The organism is Tabrizicola sp. (assembly GCF_030373185.1).
Classification (GTDB): domain Bacteria; phylum Pseudomonadota; class Alphaproteobacteria; order Rhodobacterales; family Rhodobacteraceae; genus Tabrizicola.
Genome location: NZ_JAUCZH010000002.1, coordinates 65709 through 80095, shown reverse-complemented (window position 1 = coordinate 80095; position 14387 = coordinate 65709). Strand labels below are relative to the sequence as shown.

Genomic DNA, 14387 nt, shown 5'->3' with positions numbered 1-14387 from the left:
CCCGGTTTTACGCGTTGGGCGGGGGCGGGGCAACCAGTGCTGCCTTTTCGCGAACCCGTTGCCGCCACAGGGTGAAGACCCCGGCTGCCACCACGATCCCGGCGCCAAAGGCCACGTTGCTGCGCAGCTCTTCGGCAAAGATGACCAGACCTATGCCGGAAGCAAAGACCAGTTGCAGATAGGCGAAGGGCTGGACTGCCGACGCCTCGGCCACGGCGTAGGAGCGGATCAAGAGCCAGTGTCCCAGCGCCGCCATGCAGCAAAGCGCCGCCATCCAGCCCCAGTCGGCGGCCGCCATCGGGGTCCATGTGGCAAGGCCGAAGGGCGTGATCGCGACGGCGCCCACGATGCCGGTCCAGAAGAAGCTGACCGGGGCGCTGTCCTTGCGGGCGACATAGCGGGTCAAAAGCCCGTAAAGTGCAAAGAGGAATGCGGCAAGCAATGGCACCAGCGCCCAGGGTGAGAATACCGCAAAGCCCGGTTGCAGGATGACCAGCACCCCGGCAAAGCCGACCAGAATGGCCGTCCAGCGCCGCCAGCCGACTTTTTCGCCAAGGATCGGGCCTGACAGGGCCGCAACCAGCAGCGGATAACAGGTGAAGACGGCATGCGCCTCGATCAGGCCCAGCTTCACAAAGCCGACCACCATGACGCAGATTTCCGCCACAAGGATCAGTCCGCGCGCCAGTTGGGCGAGCGGAAAGGCGGTTCGGGTGGCGGCACGGATGCCTCCGGGCGCGCGGGCGGCAAGAAACATGACAAAAAGGGCGAAGAACCAGAAACGGATCATCACCACCATCATGATGCTGTAATCCTGCCCCAGATGCCGGGAAATCCCGTCCTGAGCGGCAAAGATCAGCGTGGTCCCGACCATCAGCCAGATGCCGAGCCGGGTGTTCTGCGGTGTCAGGTGTGATGTGGTCATGCCGGTTTGCGCTCCAGCGACAGGGCGTAAAGACCTGCGGCCACGATGACAATGGTGCCGATGGCGACGGCGGGTTCCAGCACCTCGGCAAAGACGACAATCCCGATGCCGGTGACAAAGACGATCTGAAGATAGGCGTAGGGCTGGACACGGGCGGCCTCGATCTGTTCATAGCATTTCAGCAAAAGCCAGTGCGACAGGATCGACAGCGCGCAGTAGACGGCAAGAAAACCCATGTCCTGCGGGGCCATCGGTTCCAGCCACGGCAGGCCGATGGCCGTCATCAGTATCGCGCCGATCACGCCGGGCCAGAAGAAGGCCGGAAACGTCGGTTCATCCCGCGTGGTCAGGCGGGTCAGCACGGAATAATGCGCGAAAAGCATGGCCGAGGCGAGCGGCAGAAGAGCGGCCCAAGAGAAGATCCCCGCCCCCGGTCGCAGGATGATCAGAACCCCAAGCATCCCCGCAGCGACCGCCGCCCAGCGTTGCCAGACGATCCGTTCGCCAAGGATCGGGCCGGACAGGGCAACGATCAGCAACGGACAGATCGCAAAGACCGCATGACTTTCGATCAGGCCGATCAGGGTATAGCCCCAGACGATCAGGCAGATCTCGGCCACCAGAAGGCATGAGCGGATCAGATGGGTTCCAAGCCGTTCGGACCGGATCGCCGCCCGTGGCCCCTCAGGGCGGCGCAGGGCAAGGATTGTGACAAAGCCGGCAAAGGCCCAGAACCGGACCATGATGATCATCAGCGTCGAGTATTCGGCGGCAAGATGTCTGGAAAATCCGTCCTGTGCGGCGAAGGCGGCCACGGCAGCGACCATAAGCCAGATTCCAAGGACGGGATTGCGGGATGCTGGCCTGATGATGGCCTGTTCTACCAGACCCGCAGGCTGAGGAAGCCGAGGTGTATCGGACAGTGTCATAGGCGCGCCGCAATCATTTCTCGGTGGCCTATGTCAAATCTGTGCCGGGCGGAAGGGCTGGCGCAGACACCGTGAGGCACGCGCCCTGCAGCTGTCCCGTCGTCATGTGGCGTTTGCGGCCAAAGCCCGGCTGCCGGGCAATGGCAAAGCCGGCCTCGGTCAGGCTGTGGCGAACGTGGCCCGCGGCGGTGTAGGTGGCGAAGGTTCCCTGCGGCGCGGTGTGGCGGGCGACCTCGTGCATCAGGGCGGGCGACCAAAGCTCGGGGTTCTTGGCGGGGGAAAAGCCGTCCAGAAACCACGCATCGGCGCGACCGTTCCAAAGGGGCAGGGTGTCGCGGGCATCGCCGATGATGATTTCCGCCGTCAGATTGGGGAAGCGCAGCAGGCGGGCTCCACTGGCCCATTGGGCAAGGAAGTCATCGGCCACCGGGGCGGTGTCAGCGAAGGCTTGCAGCGCGCGGGCAATGTCTGTGGCCGGAAGCGGGAAAGCCTCAAAGCTGGTAAAGCGCAGATGGCCGGGGCCGGTATGAGCCAGAAGGGTGGCAAGAAGATTAAGGCCGGTGCCGAAACCAAGTTCGGCGATCTGGAACCCGTCACAAAACCGCTGCGGCAAGCGGTTTCCGGCAAGAAAGACATGGCGCGTCTCATCCAGACCGCCCGACAGCGAGAAATAGGGGTCGTCAAAGGCGCGCGACACGGGGATCGCGCCATCGCGCCAGTCGAGTTCGGGGTGGTCTGGTTGCGGCATCGGGGGTAGTCCTTTGGGCCTGTTGATGGGCGCGGGGCGGCGGAATGGCAAGCGTGGATGTAACTGTGCGCGGCGCGGGGATCTTCGGATTGTCTGTGGCATGGGCCTTCGCCCGGCGCGGCGCAAAGGTGCGGGTGATCGACACGGCCGGGATCGGGGCCGGGTCTTCCGGCGGCGTCGTGGGCGCGCTTTCGCCGCATGTGCCAGAGGCGTGGAATCCCAAGAAGGCGTTTCAGCTGGAAAGCCTTCTGCTGGCGCAGGACTGGTGGGCGGGGGTCGAGGCCGCCTCGGGCCAGCGGTCGGGCTATGGCCGGGTGGGGCGGCTGCAACCCTTGGCCGATACGCGCGCGGTAGACGTGGCGCGGCGGCGCGGGGCAGAGGCCGGGGTGCTGTGGCAGGGTCTTGCCGAATGGCAGGTGATCCCGGCAACGGGCGCGGGGTGGGAGCCAGCCTCGCCTTCGGGATGGCTGGTGGCTGACAGCCTGTCGGCCCGGATCTCGCCCCGCCTTGCGCTGGAGGCTTTGGCCGCTGCGGTGCAGGCGATGGGCGGCACGGTGGCCATTGGCGATGCCGCCGAAGCCGGGCCGGTGATCCATGCGACGGGGGTAAAGGGTCTGGCAGAGCTTTCAGCAGGTCTTGGCAAGCGCGTCGGGTCCGGCGTGAAGGGGCAGGCGCTGAGCCTTGGCTTTGACGCGCGCGCGGCGGCGCAGCTTTTTGTCGACGGGCTGCACATCGTGCCGCATGCGGATGGGACGGTGGCGATCGGGTCTACCAGCGAGACGGTCTGGGAAAGCGACGGGCCGGACAGCCAGCTTGAGGGGCTGTTGGTGCGGGCGGTGGCGGCGGTGCCGGTGCTGGCCGGGGCGCCGGTTGTGGCGCGCTGGGCCGGGGTGCGGCCCCGGGCGGCAAGCCGGGCGCCGATGCTGGGCGCATGGCCGGGCCGGCCAGGGCATTTCGTGGCCAACGGCGGCTTCAAGATCGGCTTTGGCATGGCCCCCAAGGTGGCAGAGGTGATGGCCGATCTGGTGCTGGACGGGCGCGACGCCATTCCAGACGGGTTCCGGGTGGAAGCGTCGCTGTAGCGCGGGCGGATCAGGGGCGTTCAGCCTCGGCGCGCAAGTCCTGCATCAACTCGGTCAGGGCCTTTTGATAGCGCGGGTCGATCAGCCTGCCTTCGGGGGTGAAGGCGTGGCTTGCGTCCGCGACCAGAACCTCTGGCCCGGTCAGCAGGCGCGGGCGGAACGGGGTCAGCGCAAGGCGCAGCGCGAATTGCGACCGGTCGCCGCCGCCCCGGCCATCGGCGGCAGAGATGATCGCCACCGGTTTGTTCCGCAGCGGCCCGCCCTTGGTGCGGCTGACCCAATCCAGCGCGTTCTTCAGGACGCCGGGAAAGGACTTGTTGTATTCCGGCGTGGCGATGACCACGGCAGACGCGGCGGCGATCTGGTCGGCGAGGGTCTGCACCTCGGCCGGGATGCCATGCTTGTCTTCAAGGTCGCCATCGTAAAGCGGCAGGCGCAGGTTCGCCTCGACATGCCGGGCTTCGCCAAAGGCCCTCTGCGCTTCGGCCAGCAAAAGGCGGTTCAGCGAGGCTGCCCGAAGTGCGCCGGGTATGCCGAGAAGGGTGAGCATGCTTTGGTCTTTCAGTGCCTGGTCTTTTTGAGACCGCGTTCAGGTAAGGCGTTCGGTGTCAGAAGCAAGCCTGCGGGATCAAGGCAGGAACAGCCGCAACAGCAGCGGCGCAAGCAGCGCGGTCAGGACCGCGTTCAGCGCCATGCCAAGGCCTGCGAAAGCGCCTGCGGTGGGGTGAACCTGAAAGGCGCGGGCGGTGCCGATGCCGTGGCTGGCCACCCCCACCGCAAACCCCCGTGCGCGCCAGTCCTTCAGCCTCAGAAAGTTGAGGAGCGGCGTTGCGATGATTGCGCCGGTGATCCCGGTCAGGATCACGAGGACGGCGGTCAGGGTCGGCTGGCCGCCCATGCCTTCCGCGATACCGATGGCGACGGGGGCGGTGGCGGATTTGGGGGCCAGCGCCGCCAGAAGCCCCGCGTCGGCCCCGAAAGCCCGGGCGATGGCAAGGGCCGATGCCATGGCGGTGACCGACCCGACCACAAGCGCCGCCAGCACCGGCAACAAGGCCCGGCGCAGGCGGGGCAGGTTGTCAGCCAGCGGCAGCGCTAGGCACACAGTGGCCGGGCCGAGCAGGAAATGGACGAACTGCGCGCCCTCGAAATAGGTGGCGTAGGGGGTAGCGGTCAGCCAGAGGAGCGCGCCGAGGAGGGTGACGGCAATCAGGACGGGGTTGACCAGTGGCGCGCGGTTGGCAGCGCGAAAGCAGGTGTCGCCGATGCCGTAGGCTGTCAGCGTGGCGGTCAGCCACAGAAGCGGGCCTTGGGACAGATAGCTCCAGATTTGCGCGACGTCAGTCATCGGTGGCACCGGTCAGGCGGGCGACGAGGGCGAAGGTAAGTGCCGCAGCGGTGATGGCTAGGGCGGTGGAGACGAGGATCGCCAGCGTCAGGCCAAGGCCCATGCCCTTGAGCGCTTGCAGATTTCCGATCACGCCAACGCCCGCGGGGACGAAGAGGAGCGAGAGGTGGCCGAGGATGCCTTGGGCGACGGGGCGCATCGCCTCGCGCAGCTTCGGGAAGGCGGCGAAGGCGATCGTCAGGGCGACCATACCAAGAACCGGGCCGGGGATGGGGAGGGCGAGGGCGCGGGTCAAAAACTCTCCGCCCAGTTGGGTGGCGAGGATGACGGTGAGGGCGTGGAGCATTGGGGGCCTGCGGAATTGGGTGGGGGCAGGGTAAGCGATTGCTGGGAAAAGGGAAGGGCGCGCGGGGGGGCGGTGGCGCAACATCTTGGGGATAAGGGGCTGGCATCGGCCAGATGCGGGGGGCTTGGGTTGACTCTGGCCCCGGTCGGCTGAACCATGCGGGCTTGCGACTCATGAGGTTCCCTTGCGCCTGACCAAACTGCGGCTGAACGGCTTCAAAAGCTTTGTCGACCCCACGGATCTGGTGATTCATGAGGGTTTGACCGGCGTTGTGGGTCCGAATGGCTGTGGGAAGTCCAACCTTCTGGAAGCCCTGCGCTGGGTGATGGGCGAAAACCGGCCATCCGCGATGCGCGGCGGCGGCATGGAAGACGTGATCTTCAACGGTGCCGCAACGCGGGGTGCGCGGCACTTCGCCGAAGTGGCGCTGGTGATGGACAACTCTGACCGGCTGGCCCCAGCGGGGTTCAACGACGCCGACCAGATCGAGATCGTGCGGCGGATCACCCGGGATGCGGGGTCAGCCTACCGGGCCAACGCCAAGGAAGTGCGGGCGCGCGATGTGCAGATGCTGTTCGCCGATGCCTCGACCGGCAGCCATTCCCCGGCGCTGGTGCGGCAGGGGCAAATAGCGGAACTGATCAACGCCAAGCCCAAGGCGCGGCGGCGGATTCTGGAAGAAGCGGCGGGGATCTCCGGCCTTTATGCGCGGCGGCATGAGGCAGAGCTGAAGCTGGCAGGCACGGAACAGAACCTGTTGCGGGTGGATGACGTGCTGGAGCAGCTGGCGCAGCAATTGTCGGTCCTGACCCGGCAGGCCAAACAGGCTGCGCGGTATCGCGAGATTGGCGAAGACCTGCGCAAGGCCGAAGGGATGCTGTTGTGGCGGCGCTGGCGCGAAGCCGATGAGGCGCGGCAATCGGCCGAGGGCGCGCTGCGGGATCGGCTGATTGCCCAAGGGCAGGCCGAGGCGGCGTCTCGTGGGGCTGCGAAGACGCGGGAAGCGTCGGAAGATGCCCTGCCGCCAAAGCGTGAAGAAGAAGCGATTGCCTCTGCCATCCTGCAACGACTGAGCTTGCAGCGCGACGCCTTGGGCGATCAGGAGGCGCGGGCGCTGGCCACGATCGATGCCCTGAAGGCGCGGATCGAGCAGCTTTCGCGCGACATGGAGCGCGAAGCGGGTCTGAACCGCGACGCGGGCGAAGTGATCGAACGCCTGGACTGGGAGATTGAACAGCTCGCCCGCGCCCATGAAGGGCATGAGGAAAAGCTGGCCGAGGCGATGGAAGCCGCGCGCGAGGCAGGCGCGGTGCTGGGCGAGCGGGAAGCTGCGCTGGCCGAACTGACCGAGGATGCGGCGCGGCTGGCGGCGCGGCACCAATCCTCGCAACGGATGCTGTCGGATAGCCGTGCCATGCTGGACCGGGCCGAGGGCGAGGCTGTGGCGGCGCGGCAGGCGGTGGCTGGGGCGACGGGGGCGCTGGAGGCGGCGGGCGAGGCCTTCGCCGCTGCCGAGGAGGCGCAGGAAGCGGCGATGGCCGAGGCCGAGGCGACCGAGGTGGCGCTGGAAGCCGCTGAAGTGGCGCGGGCAGAAACGCAGGGCCGTGAGGCCGAGGCGCGGGCGGCGCGGTCTTCTGCCGAGGGCGAGGCCAATGCCTTGCGCGCCGAGGTGGCGGCACTGGCGCGGCTGGTGGAGCGTGAAGCGCAGGCCGGGCATCAGTTGCTGGACAAGCTGGTGGTGACGCCGGGCTTTGAAAAGGCGCTGGGTGCGGCCTTGGCCGATGATCTGCGCAGCCCCGAGGTGGAAGGTGGCGCGCGGTCTGGCTGGGCGGTGCTGGCACCCTATGACGCGCCGCAGGCCTTGCCGGATGGGGCGGTGCCGTTGGCGACAGAGGTGCAGGGGCCGGCAGTGCTGGCGCGGCGGTTGTCCCAGATTGGCTTGGTCAGCCGCGAGCAGGGGTTTGCCTTGCAGGCGGCCTTGCGGCCCGGTCAGCGGCTGGTGTCGGTTGAGGGTGACCTGTGGCGCTGGGACGGGTTCCGGGCGGGGGCGGAGGATGCGCCTTCTGCCGCCGCGCTGCGGTTGCAGCAGTTGAACCGGCTGGTGCAGCTGAAGCGCGATCTGGAGGAGGTCGCGGCGCGGGCCGATGGCGCTGCGCGGGCGCATGAGGCGTTGCAGGCGCGGCTGGCTGAACTGGCAAGTGCCGACAGCCGGGCGCGTGATGCGCGGCGCGCGGCGGATGCGCGGGTGACCGAGGCGAACCGGGCCTTGGCGCGGGCCGAGGCGGACCGGTCCATCGCGGGCGGCAAGCTGGAGGCGGCGCGGCTGGCCGTCAGCCGGTTTGAAGACGAGGCGATGGGCGCGCGCGCCCGGCTGACAGAGGCTGAGGCTGCGGTCGCGGAACTGGGTGACCTTGACGCGGCCCGGGGCGCGGTCGAGGCGGCCAAGATCACCGTTGAAGCCGCGCGGATCACGATGATGACCCGCCGCTCGGCCCAGGATGAGGTGCGCCGTGAAGGCGAGGCGCGGGTGCGGCGGCGGCAGGAGGCGCTCAAGGAATTGTCCGGCTGGAAGCACCGGCTGGAGACAGCCTCGAAGCGGACCGAGGAGTTGAACGAACGCCGGGCCGAGACCGAGGATGAACTGGCCGAAGCGATGCAGGCCCCCGAAGAAATTGCCGCCAAGCGTGATGAGTTGGTCGATGCGATGGCCGAGGCCGAGGTGCGGCGGCGCAGCGCAGCCGACGCCTTGGCCGAAGCCGAAGCCACCTTGCGGGAAGCGCAACTGGCTGAACGCGAGGCAGAACGGCTGGCAGGCGAAGCGCGCGAGGGGCGGGCGCGGGCCGAAGCCCGTCTGGATGCTGCGCGTGAAGGCGTGGCCCTTGCCGCCGAACGCATCCGCGAAGACAACGACCGCACCCCTGATGAGCTGTTCGCCAGCCTGCGGGTTGACCCCGACAAGATGCCGGACGCTGAAAGCCTTGATGCCGACGTGGGCCGCCTGAAACGCCAGCGTGAGGCGCTGGGCGCGGTCAACCTGCGCGCCGAAGAGGATGCGAAGACGGTTGAGGCGGAATATGACGCGCTGGCAGGTGAAAAGGCTGATCTTGAAGAAGCGGTGAAGAAGCTGCGTGCCGGGATTGCGGGTCTGAACAAGGAAGGGCGCGAACGGTTGCTGACCGCCTTTGAACAGGTCAACGCAAACTTCTCGACCCTGTTTACCCATCTTTTCGGCGGCGGCGAGGCGCGGCTTGTGCTGGTGGAGTCTGACGATCCGCTGGAGGCCGGGCTGGAAATCCTGTGCCAACCGCCGGGCAAGAAGCTGGCGACGCTGTCGCTGTTGTCGGGGGGCGAGCAGACGTTGACGGCGCTGGCGCTGATCTTCGGGGTGTTCCTTGCCAACCCCGCGCCGATCTGCGTGCTGGACGAGGTGGACGCGCCTTTGGACGACGCGAACGTGACGCGGTTCTGCGACCTTCTGGACGAAATGACCCGGCGCACAGATACCCGGTTCCTGATCATCACCCACCACGCGGTGACCATGGCGCGGATGGATCGGCTGTTTGGCGTGACGATGCAGGAACAGGGCGTCAGCCAGCTGGTCTCGGTCGATCTGAAGAAGGCCGAAGCGTTGGTGGCATAGGAACGGGCGGCTGGCTAACCGCTGGTTAACCAGAATCAGGCAGAACGGGTCGTGAACAAACGCCTGGAGCTGCCCATGAACAGCCTTATCTCCGCTTTGACCCTTCTGGCCATTCTGGCTTTCACAGAAGGCTCACTTGTCATCGACGTGCCGGGAATTACCGCCCCGACGATCCATCGCGGGCTGAACTGACATTCGCGGGAATGGCCGAAACGGCCATGCCGGTGGCGAAAACGGAAGAGTAAACGCCTGATCCTGATCCTAGAACATAGGCAGGAACAGGAGACGGATCTTGCGCTATTCCGGATTTCGCGTGATTGCCGAGGCGTTGACGGGCCACAAGGGCTGGAAGCCCGTCTGGCGTGACCCCACCCCGCAGGCCGAATACGATTACATCATCATTGGCGGCGGTGGGCATGGGCTGGCCACGGCCTACTATCTTGCCAAGGAATTCGGGCAGGCGCGGATTGCGGTGCTTGAAAAGGGCTATCTGGGCGGCGGAAATGTGGGCCGCAACACCACGATCATCCGGTCGAACTACCTGCTGGACGGCAACGAGCCGTTCTATGAATTCAGCCTGAAGCTTTGGGAAGGGCTGGAGCAGGATTTCAACTATAACGCCATGGTCAGTCAGCGCGGGATCATCAACCTGATCCACACCGACGCACAGCGCGACGCCTTCACCCGTCGGGCCAATGCGATGATCCTGCACGGGGCGGATGCCGAGATGCTGAGCCGCGAACAGGTGCGGGCGGTGTATCCGTGGCTGAACTTCGACAACGCCCGCTTTCCGATCAAGGGCGCAATCGCCCAGAGGCGTGGCGGCACGGTGCGGCATGACGCGGTCGCATGGGGCTATGCGCGCGGGGCCGACATGCGCGGCGTGGACCTGATCCAGAACTGCGAAGTCACCGGGATGCGGATCGAGAATGGCCGTATCCGGGGGGTCGAGACCTCTCGCGGGTTCATCGGGGCAAAGAAGGTCGGTGTTGCGGTGGCCGGGTCGTCGTCGAAGGTGATGGCCCATGCCGGGATGCGGCTGCCGATCGAAAGTCATGTGTTGCAGGCCTTTGTGAGCGAGGGCCTGAAGCCCCTGATCGACGGCGTGATGACCTTCGGCGCCGGGCATTTCTACGTCAGCCAGTCCGACAAGGGTGGTCTGGTCTTCGGCGGCGATATCGACGGCTATAACTCCTACGCCCAGCGTGGCAACCTGCCGGTGATCGAGGATGTCGCCGAAGGCGGCATGGCCTTGATGCCCGCGATTGGCCGAGTGCGGCTTTTGCGCACCTGGGGCGGGATCATGGACATGTCGATGGATGGCTCGCCCTTCATCGACAAGACGCCCATCGAGGGCCTCTACTTCAACGGCGGCTGGTGCTACGGCGGGTTCAAGGCGACCCCGGCCTCGGGCTGGTGCTTCGCGCATCTTCTGGCGAAAGACGAGCCGCATCCGACCGCCACGGCCTACCGGCTCGACCGGTTCCTCAAGGGCCGGATGATCGACGAAAAGGGCCAGGGCGCCCAGCCGAACCTGCACTGAAGGCGAAATACGAATGATCATTCATCATCCGATCCTCGGCCCCCGCGACGCGCAGGAATTCGTCTATCTGGGCGATGCGTCGCTGATCGACCGGCCTGACGGCATGACCGCGGGCGTCGAGGCGTTCCACGAATACCTCTACCAGCGCACCAACCCGGCGGGCGAACACCAGGAGCTGTGGTATCACGAGCAGGGCGACCGGTCCTGGCTGGTGATCACGCGCAACACCGTCACCCATGAAATCACAAAGGTCGAACTTGCGCGCGACGTGGCGCGCAGTCGGGGGCGCAGCCAATGACGCAATCCCATCGCATCGCCGGCGGCCAGATCGACCGCAGCAAAACCCTCCGCTTCACTTTCGACGGCATCCCCTATCAGGGCCATCCGGGCGACACTCTGGCCTCGGCGCTTCTGGCCAACGGCGTCCGTCTGATGGGCCGCAGCTTCAAGTACCACCGCCCGCGCGGGCCACTGTCGGCAGGGTCGGAAGAACCGAACGCGCTGGTCGAGCTGCGGACCGGCGGGCGGCAAGAGCCAAACACGCGCGCGACCGTGGCAGAGCTTTTTGACGGGTTGGAAGCCAACAGCCAGAACCGCTGGCCAAGCCTGCGGTTTGACGCGCTATCGATCAATGACCGGCTGAATACCTTCTTCGCGGCGGGGTTCTACTACAAGACCTTCATGTGGCCTAAAGCCTTCTGGGAAAAGGTTTATGAGCCGATCATCCGCCGCGCCGCCGGGCTTGGGTCCGTCAGCCGCGAGGAAGACCCGGACGCCTATGACAAGGGCTTCCTGCATTGCGATCTGCTGGTGATCGGCGCTGGACCGGCCGGATTGATGGCGGCGCTGACCGCCGGCCGGGCTGGCAAGCGGGTCATACTGGCGGACGAGGATTTCGCCCTTGGTGGCCGGTTGAATGCCGAGACCCTGACGGTTGGCGGCGCTGCGGGGGGCGATTGGGCGGCTGGGGTAGTGGCCGAACTTGCCACGCTTGCGAATGTGCGGCTGATGGCGCGGACAACGGTGATCGGCGCCTTTGACCATGGCATCTATGGCGCGGTTGAGCGGGTGTCGGATCACCTGGCCGTGCCTGTCATTGGCAAGCCCCGGCAGGTGCTGTGGCGCATCTATTCCAAGCGCGCAATCCTTGCCGCTGGCGCAATAGAACGCCCGATTGCCTTTGAAAACAACGACCGTCCCGGGATCATGCTGGCCGGTGCCTTGCGGGCATATGCGAACCGCTGGGGCGTCAAGGCGGGCGAGCGGGTGGCGGTATTCACCAACAATGATGACGGCCTGCGGACGGCCGCCGATCTGAAGTCCAAGGGCGTGGAGGTTGCCGCCGTCATCGACGGCCGCGACGGGGCCGAGGTGATTGATACCTCGGGCCGGTTGGGCCTGAAGTCGATCCGCGTTCGACATTCGAATGGGCGCATCGAAGATATCCGCGTTGATGCCTTGGGGGTTTCGGGTGGATGGAACCCGAATGTGAATATCCATTCGCATCATCGATCGCGCCCGGTCTGGGATGCGGCGATTGCGGGCTTCGTGCCGGGCAATGATGGCCCACCGGGCCTTGTGGTTGCAGGGGCGGCGGCGGGGTTCTTGTCCACGCATGGCGCGTTGCGCACGGGGCGGGATGCGGCCATCGCGGCGCTGGGCCTGACCGGGGCCGCGCCCGACCTGCCCGAGGCCGAGGACGCGCCGGTCTGCATCACCCCGCTTTGGCATGTGAACCATGGCAAGGGCCGCGCCTGGATCGACCAGCAGAACGATGTGACCGTCAAGGATGTGAAGCTGGCGAAGCAGGAGAATTTCACCTCCGTCGAGCATATGAAGCGTTATACCACGCTGGGGATGGCGACGGATCAGGGCAAGACCGGCAATGTGATCGGTCTGGCGGTGATGGCGGAACTGACCGGGCGGTCGATCCCCGAGACTGGCACCACGATCTACCGCCCGCCCTACACCCCGGTTGCGATGGGGGCGCTTGCGGGGCGGTCGCGCGGCAAGGACTTCAAGCCTTATCGCCTGACGCCAAGCCACCACTGGGCCACCGAACAGGGCGCGGTCTTTGTCGAGGTTGGCAACTGGCTGCGGACCCAGTGGGTTCCGAAAGCCGGCGAAACCGAGTGGCGGCAGTCGGTTGACCGCGAGGTTCTGGCGACGCGCAAGTCGGTGGGTATCTGCGATGTGACGACCCTGGGCAAGATCGACATTCAAGGCACGGATGCCGGGGCTTTCCTGGACCGCGTCTATGCGAACACGTTCAGCACCTTGGCTGTGGGCAAGTGCCGCTATGGGCTGATGCTGCGCGAGGATGGGATCGTTTATGACGACGGCACCACGGCGCGAATGGGCGAACATGAATATGTGATGACCACGACCACGGCCAACGCAGTCACGGTCTTCCGGCATCTGGAGTTTTGCCGTCAGTGCCTGTGGCCAGATATGGACGTGCAACTGATCAGCACCACCGAAGCATGGGCGCAGTTTTCGGTTGCCGGGCCGAATGCGCGCAAGCTGTTGGAAAAGTTGGTTGACCAGGACATATCCGACGCGGCGTTTCCCTATATGGGTGCCGGGAATGTCACGGTTTGCGGCGGGTTGCGGGCGCGGCTGTTCCGCATTTCCTTCTCGGGCGAGCTTGCCTATGAAATCGCGGTTCCTACGCGCTATGGCGACGCGCTTTTGCGTGAAATGCTGGCGCGGGGGGCAGAGTATGAACCTATCGTCTATGGCACCGAAGCGCTTGGCGTGATGCGGATCGAGAAGGGCCATGTCGCCGGGGGCGAGCTTAACGGGCAGTCCACCGCGCTTCATATGGGGCTGGGCAAGATGGTGTCGAAGAAGAAGGACAGCATCGGCATGGTCCTGTCCCAACGTGAGGGGCTGGCAGACCCGGACGGCTATCGTCTGGTTGGCGTCAAGCCGGTTGACCCGAACGGAAGGCTGACCGCTGGCAGCCATTTCCTTGCCATCGGTGCGGCGCCGGTTGCGGCGAATGATGGCGGCTGGCTGACCTCGAAGGTGTACTCGCCCCATATCGGCTGCGACATCGCACTGGGTTATCTGAAGGGCGGTAACGCGAAGATCGGCAGCCGGATGCGGGCGGTCAATCTGGTGGGCGGGACGGATACCGAAGTCGAGATCGTGTCGCCGCATTTCTTTGACCCGGATGGGGAGCGGCTGCGTGGCTGAGATGTTGAAAGCAATGACGGCGCTTGGCGCGAATGAACCTGTATCGGTCACGGTCGGGCCTGTGACCGTGACGGAACGGTTCGACGTGGCCCTGGCCTCGGTCGCGGCGCGGCGGGGGCGGATGGCTGAACTTGGGGCGGCGGCCAAGGTGGCAGGGCTGCCCTTGCCCGGACCGGCGCGGTTTCTCGCGGGAACGCCCTACAGCACCTACTGGGTCGCGCCCGAGATGTGGTTTGTCGAGGCTGATCTTGCCAGCCACGAGATGATAGCCACGACGCTGAAGGACGCCTTGGGCGATGCGGCATCGGTCACTGAACAGACCGACGCATGGGTGTGCCTTGATCTGGCCGCCCCTGACCTTGCCCCGCTGCTGGAGCGTCTGTGCAATGTGGATTTCTCGGGCGTGCCGGATGGCCATGCCACCCGGACGATGCTGGAACATCTGGGCTGCTATCTGATCAAGCACGGCCCCGGGGCGGCGCGGCTTTATGGGCCGAGGTCGTCCGCAAAAAGCCTGTTGCATGCGCTTGAGGTGGCGGCGATGTCCGCGTTCTGAGGGTTTGTCTTGAAGTAAGGCGTGTTTCCCGGTAGTGAAATTCTGTAACAAGTTCGAATTTCGGGACAC

General features: G+C 65.9%; 12 protein-coding genes. 6 read left to right on the top strand and 6 right to left on the bottom strand.

Features of this window, described 5'->3' with window-relative positions; all coding sequences use genetic code 11:
• Positions 1-7 precede the first annotated feature (7 nt).
• The 3 genes from QUV21_RS05190 to mnmD form a co-directional block, all read right to left on the bottom strand.
• Positions 8-910, bottom strand: a complete 903-nt coding sequence (locus QUV21_RS05190; protein WP_300853848.1) for a DMT family transporter — start codon at positions 908-910, stop codon at positions 8-10.
• Positions 911-921: 11 nt separating this feature from the next.
• A complete protein-coding gene (locus QUV21_RS05185; protein ID WP_300853847.1) occupies positions 922-1794 on the bottom strand; it encodes a DMT family transporter in 873 nt (290 codons plus the stop codon).
• Positions 1795-1882: 88 nt separating this feature from the next.
• Positions 1883-2602, bottom strand: coding sequence for a tRNA (5-methylaminomethyl-2-thiouridine)(34)-methyltransferase MnmD (gene mnmD, locus QUV21_RS05180; RefSeq protein WP_300853568.1), 720 nt, complete (start codon positions 2600-2602; stop codon positions 1883-1885).
• A gap of 44 nt (positions 2603-2646) precedes the next feature.
• Here mnmD and QUV21_RS05175 point away from each other — a divergent pair, with 44 nt between their 5' ends.
• On the top strand, positions 2647-3684 hold the full coding sequence (locus QUV21_RS05175; RefSeq protein WP_300853567.1) for an FAD-dependent oxidoreductase: 1038 nt from the start codon (positions 2647-2649) through the stop codon (positions 3682-3684).
• Between the two features lie 10 nt (positions 3685-3694).
• Here QUV21_RS05175 and QUV21_RS05170 read toward each other — a convergent pair whose 3' ends face one another.
• From QUV21_RS05170 to QUV21_RS05160, 3 genes are all read right to left on the bottom strand, one after another.
• The gene (locus tag QUV21_RS05170) at positions 3695-4234 is read right to left on the bottom strand and encodes an NAD(P)H-dependent oxidoreductase (protein WP_300853566.1); all 540 of its coding nucleotides are present in this window, start codon (positions 4232-4234) and stop codon (positions 3695-3697) included.
• A 78-nt stretch (positions 4235-4312) separates the two neighbouring features.
• The gene (locus tag QUV21_RS05165) at positions 4313-5032 is read right to left on the bottom strand and encodes an LrgB family protein (protein ID WP_300853565.1); all 720 of its coding nucleotides are present in this window, start codon (positions 5030-5032) and stop codon (positions 4313-4315) included.
• Entirely contained in the window at positions 5025-5378 is a 354-nt protein-coding gene (locus tag QUV21_RS05160; RefSeq protein ID WP_300853564.1) for a CidA/LrgA family protein, read from the bottom strand. Before QUV21_RS05160 ends, QUV21_RS05165 begins: the two co-directional genes overlap by 8 nt.
• Before the next feature lie 184 nt (positions 5379-5562).
• On the opposite strand from QUV21_RS05160, the gene smc reads away from it, so the two are divergent.
• The 5 genes from smc to QUV21_RS05135 all read left to right on the top strand — a co-directional run bounded on the left by smc (position 5563) and on the right by QUV21_RS05135 (position 14318).
• Positions 5563-9018: a chromosome segregation protein SMC gene (gene smc, locus QUV21_RS05155; RefSeq protein WP_300853563.1), complete on the top strand. Its 3456-nt coding sequence runs from the start codon at positions 5563-5565 to the stop codon at positions 9016-9018.
• A gap of 292 nt (positions 9019-9310) precedes the next feature.
• Positions 9311-10561 (top strand): sarcosine oxidase subunit beta family protein, encoded by a 1251-nt coding sequence (locus QUV21_RS05150; RefSeq protein ID WP_300853562.1) that lies wholly within the window; start codon positions 9311-9313, stop codon positions 10559-10561.
• A gap of 13 nt (positions 10562-10574) precedes the next feature.
• Entirely contained in the window at positions 10575-10859 is a 285-nt protein-coding gene (locus QUV21_RS05145; protein ID WP_300853561.1) for a sarcosine oxidase subunit delta, read from the top strand.
• Positions 10856-13762, top strand: coding sequence for a sarcosine oxidase subunit alpha family protein (locus QUV21_RS05140; protein ID WP_300853560.1), 2907 nt, complete (start codon positions 10856-10858; stop codon positions 13760-13762). Before QUV21_RS05145 ends, QUV21_RS05140 begins: the two co-directional genes overlap by 4 nt.
• A complete protein-coding gene (locus QUV21_RS05135) occupies positions 13755-14318 on the top strand; it encodes a sarcosine oxidase subunit gamma (RefSeq protein WP_300853559.1) in 564 nt (187 codons plus the stop codon). The genes QUV21_RS05140 and QUV21_RS05135 overlap by 8 nt, the downstream gene beginning before the upstream one ends.
• Positions 14319-14387 lie beyond the last annotated feature (69 nt).

Coding starts and splice junctions, on each gene's coding strand:
- QUV21_RS05165 (WP_300853565.1), bottom strand. CDS start 5,032: ATGACTGACGTCGCGCAAATCTGGAGCTATCTGTCCCAAGGCCCGCTT.
- QUV21_RS05170 (WP_300853566.1), bottom strand. CDS start 4,234: ATGCTCACCCTTCTCGGCATACCCGGCGCACTTCGGGCAGCCTCGCTG.
- QUV21_RS05140 (WP_300853560.1), top strand. CDS start 10,856: ATGACGCAATCCCATCGCATCGCCGGCGGCCAGATCGACCGCAGCAAA.
- QUV21_RS05160 (WP_300853564.1), bottom strand. CDS start 5,378: ATGCTCCACGCCCTCACCGTCATCCTCGCCACCCAACTGGGCGGAGAG.
- QUV21_RS05145 (WP_300853561.1), top strand. CDS start 10,575: ATGATCATTCATCATCCGATCCTCGGCCCCCGCGACGCGCAGGAATTC.
- mnmD (WP_300853568.1), bottom strand. CDS start 2,602: ATGCCGCAACCAGACCACCCCGAACTCGACTGGCGCGATGGCGCGATC.
- QUV21_RS05175 (WP_300853567.1), top strand. CDS start 2,647: ATGGCAAGCGTGGATGTAACTGTGCGCGGCGCGGGGATCTTCGGATTG.